Source organism: Paenibacillus sp. 2RAB27, assembly GCF_052115445.1.
GTDB lineage: Bacteria > Bacillota > Bacilli > Paenibacillales > NBRC-103111 > Paenibacillus_E.
This window is the reverse complement of sequence record NZ_JBFRGR010000071.1, coordinates 1-8598: the sequence shown is the minus strand read 5'-3', so window position 1 is coordinate 8598 and position 8598 is coordinate 1. Positions and strand designations below refer to the sequence as shown.

Sequence of the window (8598 nt, the reverse complement as noted above, 5' to 3'; positions counted from 1 at the left end):
CTCTTACTGCCAAGCTGCGCTTGAATCACGGTTCCCTCTGGAGCCACACCAAGCTTTGCCTGGGTAGCTGCAATCGTTCCACTGGTACTCTGAACACCAGCCTTTACCTTGAAGATTAGGTTCAGAACCGGCGTACTGGCTCCAGATATCCCTCCCCCMGTATTAGCGGTGATGAGTCTCACTTTCCCAGCGGTGGCTTTGTCCTCTGTCACGATCTGGATGTTGTTGTTTGCACTTGCCGCACTCACATAATCAAATACGTTGGAATCATAAGACAGGGTGATGTCCTGGGCATAAACACTTTCTGTCACATTGTTCAGGCTAACTCCCACTGTAAAGCTGCTTCCAGGGTTCACCATGCTGTTTGCTGAAATTGCAGCTGTTGCTGTTACTTCTTGGGCTTGCTTATTGATGTTTACGGTATAAGCTTTTTCTGTTACTCCATCTTCGGCTACCACTCTAATATTCAAATTCGTCGTGTCGGATTGTAAAGTTACTTTTCTTTCTACTGTATCGTCAATTAAAATATTATTAACATAAACCAATGCATTCGCATTTTCAGGAGTAAATTTAACTAATGCCTCTGTAGAATTATTAGGAACAGCAATTGCATACTTATTATCTATCCATGTTGCTGTCGTTCCACCTACAGTAACCCTCTGAAGATTCGAGCTATTGTTATAGTCTTTCAAAATTGAAACAGTTCCGAATAATCTGCCAACGTAATTTGAGCCTCTGTTGGCAAACTTTACAGTTACTTTTGTTTTTCCTGCTATCAAATTTGCCGGGATTTGATACCTTACATCATAAAATTGATCTGGGGTTTGGGCTGCTATGGTTTCTTCTTTAATTAGATTACCATCAACATATACATTAAAGGTTCTTCCTTTATCACCGCTATAGTATCTAGTGGAAATGTAGTTACTTACTGATGGATCAACTACCAAATCATAACTTAGCCAGGCAGCTCCCGTTGATCCAGCCCAAGCTTGACGGTACTGTTCCCCCCCAAAAGAACCTCCTCCGGTATTTCCTTGCAGGTTATGTGCCAATTCGTGCTGGTCATTTGTTATTTGCACTTCATCGATCTTGGCAATTGCCTTTTTAGCCGCAGTCTTTCTGCTCAAAATATTTTTCTGGAAAGTCGGAGAATCACTTGCAGATAAATAGAAGTAGATCCCATATCTTTCCTTGTACAATGAGTAATATGGCGTAAACTTCAAATGATTGTCTTCATCCGTATTCCGCAGAGTGAATTCTAGCTTTCCTTCTGTCTTGACCAAATTGTTTTTGACATTATGGATCCAGTCATTCACATTACCATCCTTAATAAGGATATAATCCTTAAAAGTAACGCCCGCAGGCAAATTTGCTTTCTGTGAAGCAAGATGTGGAATCGCAACCATTTGCTCTGTTCCAAGACCTGCACTTAAAACAAGAGGACCATAAGTAAATGCTGCCGCCTCAGGATTATCTTTAAGAGTTGATACTTGTACTTCCAAAGGGAACGTCAATTCAACAATATCCCCTATCTTCCATACTCGATTTATCGCCATATATCCGTTCACTGCTTCCACATTCAATGTTGCCCCGTTTATCGTCACAGCAACCTTTTGACCTTTTGCAATCCAATCTGGTGATCTAAATTTAATATTAACAGCCTCGGAAGGTGCAGCGTTTATTTTAAATGTCGCTTTATCGCTTTGAGGTATGTCTGCTTGCTGTGTCAATTGAAGACCTTTTTCAGCCCAGTTCAGTTTTGAGCCTACGTACATGTTGACATAAAGATCTTCTTCAGTATGATAATATAAACTGTCATCCAGTTTTGTATAGCTTTCCATACCGCTTCCTGTATCACACCAGAAACTATCGAACTCTGTAGAAAATACTTTGAAGTATCCTGTTCCCATGGGCTTAAAGTACGTACTCATACCGGTTTCCGGATTAATGGACGACATAATCTCATTTTGCAAAGTCTTTTCATAATAATTTGCATATTTGATATTTCCAGTAAGCCTGAACAACTCTCTAGTAAGCTTTAACATGTTGTAGGAATTACAAGTTTCATCGTTTATGTTATTCCTGTAGTTATCAAATTGCCCGGGTTCTCTAAAATGCTCATTTTCGCTATTCCCACCTGTTACATAGGTATGGTCGTTGATCACCATCTCCCAAAAATTCTCCGCTGCTTTTAAGTAAAACGACTCCGCTTCACCTAATGTCCGATAACGATTCAATGCGCCAATAAACTTAGGAATTTGTGTATTTGCATGCTTATTTGCCAATACGTCTTGACCATTTACGATTGAAGTAAACAGGGAATCTTCATCAAACATATGAGCTGCCGTTAAATGATTCGCACTATTGGTATATTTATACAATTCATACAAAGCGTCGTTTATACCGCCATATTCTATATTCAATACCCTTGTATGAGTAGCATCATCCCATGTTTGAGTTCTGTTATACGACCAATCTCCCAACTTACTTGCAATCTGCAAGGCGTCTCCATTTCCTTCGTATTTATAAATATCTACAAGCCCAGTAATAATCTTATGCATCGTATACCATGGTACCCAGCTTTGCCCTTCGATCTTTCCTTCAATAACATCAAAATGTGTTTCCGGCGTAGCGAACAGATATCCTTTACTGCTTGCATTTTGACATGCTTTCAATTCACTGATAATGTAATCTATCTTGCTCTTTATTTGCGTATTCAGTGTCGTGTTATTTATCGTTTGTTTGTAAGCCTGCGATAACGCTGTCATATAATGCCCCAATGTATGCCCTCTAAGATAGCTCCAATTGCCTTCCCAACCGTTGTAAAGCTCTGCTTTCTTAGGTAAACCTGCTACTGTTCTAAATCCCGACAAAAGGCGATCCGGATCAAGTTTTAATAAATATTCAACCTCTTTATTGAATGCATTCACATAATAAGGGTCTGTAACGTCTACCTGCTCGATGTCAAAATTTTTGATCTTTGCAGAATCACCTAAATATTTACTGGTTTTTACGACTATTGAAAATACTTTGGTTAACGTTACTGAACCATACGTTATAGTAGCTTGTATTGTAACCGGAGTATCTACCCCTGGGTCTGTAACCACCCCGGTGTTTGAAATAACGTTTGTATTTGAAGAACTCCACGAGATTATACTTCCACTTACACCTTTTGTCGGGAAAGTAAGATTACCTCTCGTTGTCTCAGGCAAAATGATTGCATCTTTGTCTTGTTGTGCAAATTTACTCTCGTCTATTACGCCGCCTTCCGCTTTATAAACGTCACGGATAGCTTCATCTGTCGCAGCTACACTGTAAATCTTGAATTCATCCAAATTCAGTTTTGAATAGCCCCCGCCATATAGGGGTGAGTTAAAACCTAAATATTTATGATCCGTATTATTTGCTGCAATGCTGCCGCCCTGTTTATTATATGAAACCTTTTGAGCAATACCGTTACGATAAATACCCACATTTTTTGTTGCGTTGTCATAAGTAACCGCGATATGGGTCCACTCTCCAACTGGATAGAATGAGCTCCGATCCCCTGTAACATACGCTTCCTGTATACTAGTTCCTGTGGACAGTTTTAATGGAACTGTATCACTCAGTATGCTTAAATACCATCCTTCTCCCATCCAATTGCCACTAGGCTTGTTCCACATGATCATGTTTTCGCCTGTTAACGTGGAATCGGGTTTCACCCAGAAGGATACAGTCAGGTTTTGGGGCTGTAATGCCGATGACGTGCCTAAATCAATATAATTATTGGTTCCATTTAGTTGTAAGGCTTTACCAACTTTACCATCCACATATTTTGGGGTGCCATTTAATACCCCTTGAACCGCATTACTAGAGGAATCTGAAATATTATTTTCAAACTTTAACTCCAGTTGTTTTGAATCATTTAACGCTGCTGCATATGTCGGACTCGTGAACACGGAAAAACCTAAAATAAGATTTGCCATCAATGTTAAGGCTATAATGTTAGGTACCGTCTTCTTAATTGATTTGTTTTTACCTTTTTGAGGTTTCATTTACATTTCTCCTTGTGAATTTATTTTTAAATTGTGTACCACAATGAAGTACTGACTTTATTAGGCGGCCGATTTAAGTTTAGATGTTCATTTCGGCCGCCTTTGAAACAAATGGTTAGCAACGCTGCTATAACTTATTGGATCTTGGATGCCACAAACGCAAGATCGTTAATATCGATCTTATTATCGTTGTTCATATCAGCAATCTTGGCTGTCGCCCAGTCTGTTCCAGTAGAATTCTTACCATAATAGTATGCAACCATTGCCAGGTCGCCTACATTGATGCTTCCATCCTTGTTGAGGTCTGCGGACTTCATAACTGCTGCCTTGAAGGTATCTACTGCACTGCCCAGCGCTGTTACGCTACTATCAACCTGGGACTGTATCGCACTTTGATTGTCTTTTACAGCTTTTGCTGCGTTGAGGGCAACACCGAAAGCATCCTTGGCTGCCTGCGGGTATTGACCGGCCGCTGCACCAACAACTGCTGCGTCATACAAACTCTGTGCACTCGTAATGACTGATGTCAACGCTGTCTTATCAACAACTACTTCAATATTTCCTACTGAAATGCTCTTACTGCCAAGTTGCGCTTGAATCACGGTTCCCTCTGGAGCCACACCAAGCTTTGCCTGGGTAGCTGCAATCGTTCCACTGGTACTCTCAACACCAGCCTTTACCTTGAAGGTTAGATTCAGAACCGGTGTACTGGTTCCAGTTATTCCCCCTGCGGTATTGGCTGTAATGAGTCTAACTTTTCCGGCAGTGGATTTATCCTCTGTCACGATCTGAATGTTGCCCGTTGCACCTGCCGCACTTACATAGTCAAATACGTTGGAATCATAAGACAAGGTAATATCCTGGGCATAAACACTTTGTGTCACGTTGTTCAGGCTAACCCCCACTGTAAAGCTGCTTCCAGCTTTCACACTGCTGTCTGCTGAAAGTGCAGCTGTAGGCACTAGTGGCTGCGGCCATACTGGATCTGTGGTTGCATTGCTTGTGGTTAAATAGATTCGGTCGATGGCGAGGCCGTCTTCCCTTCCCCAAAAGTTCAATTCATGCACGCCAGCGGTGACATTCAAAGTAGCTCCGCCAAACATACCACCACTAGAACCACTGATATTAGCCCATTTAAACTGACCACCGCTAACACCTTCAATACCATTGGTCGTGAATTTATACTGATTGTCTAATCCAACGTGGACGGAGTCCGAATCGTAACCGAGAGTCTTAACAAGTATCCAAACATTGTAGGTTCCTGCGGTCGTAAAGTTGATTTTATAACCTAGTCTGGAATTGACTGCAAGAGACGCTGCATCCGTAGCTGACGCAGTGAACCCATTATTAGGCCCAAAAAACATAGCTTTCGTGGACTGTCCGTCAACAAGCGACCAGGTATGGCCACTTATAGTGCCATTTACATAGGCATTGGCAGTGTTTTCTGCTGCTGTTTCTGCCACAATGGCCACTATGGGAGGGGTATTGACAGATACAGTAATTTGGCCTGTTGCAGCTTCACCTAATACTCCCTTGAAACTTACCGCAACATTGGTTGTTCCGCTTGCTTTAGCCGTTATTGTACCGCCCGCAACATCTGCGATAGCAGGACTTGGATTGCTATAGGTTGCTGTTGTTGTTACATCTTCTGTGTGTCCATCATAATACTCAGCTGTTACTTTAAATGTTGCTGTTTTGCCAGATTCCAGAGCAACTGAAGCATTGTCGACTGTAATCGTTTTCACCGTCTGTTCATTCTTCAAGTCTTTTACAAGCATATTAAGTGTATCTGTTTTTCCGCCATAGCTTACGTCGATGCTTGTTGAGCCATAGCCCATACCGGTTACAACTCCGTTGTTGACACTTAAAATACCGCTTTGTACCGGATTTGCAGCTGCCTGAGAAGTAACATCTACACTTGTTCCATCCGTGTATATGGCTGTAACCTTTATGCTTGCCTTGTTGGTTCCGGAAACAATATCAATCTTTTGTTTATCGATGGATGCGTTGATTGCAACTAGATCATGAACAGCTGTCTTTTGCCCGAACTGCCAATAATCTACCTTGAAAAGATTACCTGTTGATGCACCCCTGAATACCATATATAGATCATGGACTCCTGTAGCACCTAAAACACTTGTTGCTTTTGTTTTCCAAACATTGTCTCCACCTGTGTTGGAAATAGGAAGCGTCCCAATCAATGGGCCATCTGCAGCATCAAGATGCAGTTCTATGGTTCCGCCGCCTGAACCACTTGCAACACTAGCTGCATATGTTCCAGCACCTGTAGCGCCAAAATCAACAGCCTCAACTTTTATATAATCTCCGTTATCAATACTACTTACATTCATTCCGCCTTGGCTGGATGGTTCTGTTGTTATACCGGATTCCCAGGCTATTGTTTCGGCTTCGTTTCTGGTATATGGGTTTAGATTGTTCGCACTGCTAGCGACACCTTCTGATGTCATATTAAATGATGGAATTGTACCGTCGGCATTATATAAGAATTTTTCTATACTAACAGAACGTTTGTAGCTTCCCCCTCCCAGCAAACCAACCTTGTGATAGAAAAAGTAGGAGTCTCCTTTAAAATCAATAATACCCGGATGGTTTGTAGAACTACTGCCTTGTTGAGGCATGACTACCCCTCTATACGTCCATGGTCCAGTCGGGCTAGTACTTGTCGAATAACGAATCGATTCCGGAAAACCGGACGCATAAGCCAAGTAGTATAGTCCATTACGTTTATATATCCAGGGGGCTTCTTCGTAATCTGGTCCAAATGCTTCTGTTGTTAATGGTACTGCAGAGATTGAACCGTTCAGCGAAATCATATCTTCGTTTAGCCTTGCATAATACAAGGCGTTATTACCCCAATACAAATAGGCCTGACCCTCATCATCAATAAATACCGTCGGGTCAAGATCATCCCATGAATGACTTGCATATGTGGTCATATCATTCGTAACAAGAGGCGCACCAATTGCATCCTTAAAAGGACCTGTGGGACTGTCTGATACAGCAACTCCTATGGCTATTCCTCCTTTACCAGATATCGTAGAAGAAACCGCTACATAGTAGTAAAACTTTCCATTTCGGTAAATAACCTGTGCCGCATTGGCATCCTGAGTCTGGTTTGCCCATTTAAATGCAGTGACATCCAGTACAGAACCATGATCGGTCCAATTCACCATATCTGTTGAAGAATAACATTTCCAATCAACCATTTTATAGGAAGTTGTAGCTACATCCAGATCATGCCCAGTATAAAGATACACAGTACCGTCGTACACCAATGGAGCAGGGTCAGCGGTATAAACGGTTTGTACGACTGGGTTATCTGCAAAGGTTACAGACGAAAAAATCGTTGAAGCAATAGACATTATAGATAAAAGGCTAAAGATTTTTTTCATGAACAAATCTCCTCCATAGACATATAGAATGGATATGGACTGGGAGATAAAGAATCCCCGTCCATATCCTTACATAATGAATCTTTTAGTCTATCTTGGATGCATCAAACGCAAGATCATTAATAACAATTTTATTATCGTTGTTCATTTCAGCAATCTTGGCTATGTCTCACCATCTGAATCACGGTTCTCTCCGGAGTCACGCCAAGTTTTGCCTGAGTTCCTCCCACTTTCGCTCAATCTAAAAAATAATGTTTGACCATTTGTACGAATAGACATTGGCGTTTTCATCAATGAGACTGCCAAACCTGTAGTGGCCCATGGCGACAGAAAGCGCTGAAGGTTCTATTTGCTGAAAAGCTGCAAGAAATGATGAAGGCAGAGCTCGACACGCATTTGCCTATATTCTTAGGAAGTATTTACCAAACACTTCCGAAATCACCTCCTTTACCTCCATCCAGCGAGAGTCTATCTTGTTAATACTTGCACTTATTAGCTGCCTTGAAAGCGGTTTCCATAATTATATCCTAGAATATTCAGGAAAAAAATGTAATTTCCTTATTCGAAAGTGTAATTTATACAACCGCAAGATCACTAATATCAATCTTATTATCGTTGTTCATATCAGCAATCTTGGCTGTCGCCCAGTCTGTGCTATTGGAATTCTTACCGTAATGGTAAGCTACCATCGCAAGATCACCTACATTGATGCTTCCATCCTTGTTGATGTCTGCCGACTTATTAACTTGCGCCTTGAAGGTATCTACTGCACTGCCTAGTGCTGTTACAGCATTGTCAACTTGGGATTGTGTCGCACTTTGGTTGTCCTTGACAGCTTTCGCTGCATTGAGGGCAACACCGAATGCATCTTTGGCTGCCTGCGGGTATTGACCTGCCGCTGTACCAACGACTGCTGTATCATACAAGCTCTGTGCACTCGTAATGGCTGTTGTCAATGCCGTCTTATCAACAGCCGCTACAATAGCTCCTACTGAAATGCTCTTACTGCCAAGCTGCGCTTGAATCACGGTTCCCTCTGGAGCCACACCAAGCTTTGCCTGGGTAGCTGCAATCGTTCCACTGGTACTCTGAACACCAGCCTTTACCTTGAAGATTAGGTTCAGAACCGGCGTACTGGCTCCAGATAT

General features: G+C 41.8%; 3 protein-coding genes. All 3 read right to left on the bottom strand.

The features are described 5' to 3' along the window. Nucleotides 1-4037, bottom strand: a 4037-nt coding sequence (locus tag AB4114_RS35120; protein WP_441992572.1) for a beta-L-arabinofuranosidase domain-containing protein, incomplete at its 3' end; no start/stop codon positions are given. Nucleotides 4038-4171: 134 nt separating this feature from the next. Next, on the bottom strand, nt 4172-7420 hold the full coding sequence (locus AB4114_RS35115) for a family 43 glycosylhydrolase (protein WP_441992571.1): 3249 nt from the start codon (nt 7418-7420) through the stop codon (nt 4172-4174). A 605-nt stretch (nt 7421-8025) separates the two neighbouring features. Then, on the bottom strand, nt 8026-8598 hold a 573-nt coding region (locus tag AB4114_RS35110; RefSeq protein ID WP_441992570.1), incomplete at its 5' end, for a dockerin type I domain-containing protein.

What these genes read in the sequence shown, in the direction of transcription:
- AB4114_RS35115 (WP_441992571.1), bottom strand. Translation starts at nt 7,420, where the DNA reads ATGTCTATTGCTTCAACGATTTTTTCGTCTGTAACCTTTGCAGATAAC.